At 58.8% G+C, this 522-nt stretch carries 1 pseudogene; it reads right to left on the bottom strand.

Going from position 1 to position 522, the window contains the following annotated elements:
* Positions 1-226 precede the first annotated feature (226 nt).
* Positions 227-328, bottom strand: a pseudogene (locus tag G9Q84_RS29060) (ABC transporter substrate-binding protein); the annotation flags it as partial.
* Positions 329-522: the final 194 nt, after the last annotated feature.

Here is a 522-nt window from a genome sequence, read left to right as displayed (position 1 = left end):
CAGGATTTTGTAGTGAGCGGGCTTGCCCCGCGCTGGGTGGCGGAGCCGCCCCAAATTCAGACGCCTCAGTTCCAACTGAAGGTATGCACTGTCAGTAATGGGGCGGCTTCGCCACCCAGCGCGGGGCAAGCCCGCTCACCACAAAAGCAAGCCCGCTCATTACAACTGCAGGACTGCTCATCAAAAAAGCAAGGCTACTCACCGCAACAGCAGCAGCCCCGCTGCATCAATCACCGTAAATGTCAGCCTTGAAGTACTGCTGCGAAATCTTCTGGTACTCACCACTGGCACGAATGCCGTCGATGGCCGTGTTCAATTCGCTGACCAGCGTGGTGCGCAGGCTCTTTGTCTTGAGCAGGCCTTATGTGCTGAGCAGGATTTTGTAGTGAGCGGGCTTGCCCCGCGCTGGGTGGCGGAGCCGCCCCAAATTCAGACGCCTCAGTTCCAACTGAAGGTATGCACTGTCAGTAATGGGGCGGCTTCGCCACCCAGCGCGGGGCAAGCCCGCTCACCACAAAAGCA

Origin of the sequence: Pseudomonas sivasensis (genome assembly GCF_013778505.1) — a bacterium.
Classification (GTDB): Bacteria; Pseudomonadota; Gammaproteobacteria; order Pseudomonadales; family Pseudomonadaceae; genus Aquipseudomonas; species Aquipseudomonas sivasensis.
Note: the sequence above shows the minus strand (reverse complement) of the source record. Positions and strands in the feature narration are given on the sequence as shown.